Consider the following 1,207-nt stretch of genomic DNA (forward strand, 5'->3'; position numbering starts at 1 on the left):
ATGCCGATGCCGATGCCGATGCCGACGCTGATGCCGACGCTGATGCCGATGCCGATGCCGATGCCGATGCCGATGCCGACGCTGACGCTGATGCCGATGCCGATGCCGACGCTGATGCCGATGCCGATGCCGATGCCGACGCTGATGCCGATGCCGATGCCGACGCTGATGCCGACGCTGATGCCGACGCCGACGCTGATGCCGATGCCGATGCCGACGCCGACGCTGATGCCGATGCCGATGCAGATGCAGATGCCGATGCAGATGCCGATGCCGATGCTGATGCCGACGCTGATGCAGATGCAGATGCTGATGCTGATGCTGATGCTGATGCTGATGCCGATGCCGATGCCGATGCCGATGCCGATGCTGATGCAGATGCCGATGCCGATGCCGATGCCGATGCCGACGCTGATGCCGACGCTGATGCCGATGCCGACGCTGATGCCGATGCCGATGCCGATGCCGATGCTGATGCCGATGCCGATGCTGATGCTGATGCTGATGCCCCAACGATTGATACGCCAATTGCAGGCGATGACATCATCAATGACGCTGAGGCCGCTGCAGGCTTTACCGTCACAGGAACAGGCACAGAAGGGGATACTATCACCTTGACCAATGGCGCAGGGGCGCTCATTGGTACCGCCCTTGTCGATGCCGATGGCAACTGGAGTGTTCTTGTCGATCAAGCCGACGTGGACGCCATGGGTGAAGGTGCGGAAACGTTGACAGCGACGGCTACAAATACTGCAGGGAACACTTCCACCGCGACTACCAATATTATAGTAGACATCACCGCGCCTGATGCGCCAGAGGTCATCATCAATGATGCTGGCGACTCAGTGACCGTCACGGGTGAAGAAGGGGCTGCGGTTGTCATCACCACCCCAAATGGTGTGATTGAAGGCATAATTGTAGACGGTGCCTTTACGGCTGTGCTTGACCCTGCCTTAACCAATGGCGAAGAGGTCAGTGCCACATTAACGGATGATGCGGGTAACGTATCCGATCCAGGCACAGACAATGCCCTAGACATCACCGCGCCTGATGCGCCAGAGGTCATCATCAATGATGCTGGCGACTCAGTGACCGTCACGGGTGAAGAAGGGGCTGCGGTTGTCATCACCACCCCAAATGGTGTGATTGAAGGCATAATTGTAGACGGTGCCTTTACGGCTGTGCTTGACCCTGCCTTAACCAATGG

General features: G+C 58.3%; 1 protein-coding gene. It reads left to right on the plus strand.

Annotated features, from left to right (window positions below; all coding sequences use genetic code 11):
* A partial coding sequence (locus CIK80_RS15280) for an Ig-like domain-containing protein (protein WP_257011797.1) occupies window positions 1–1,207 on the plus strand: 1,207 nt, incomplete at both ends.

Origin of the sequence: Psychrobacter sp. JB193 (genome assembly GCF_002285555.1) — a bacterium.
Taxonomy (GTDB): Bacteria; Pseudomonadota; Gammaproteobacteria; order Pseudomonadales; family Moraxellaceae; genus Psychrobacter; species Psychrobacter alimentarius.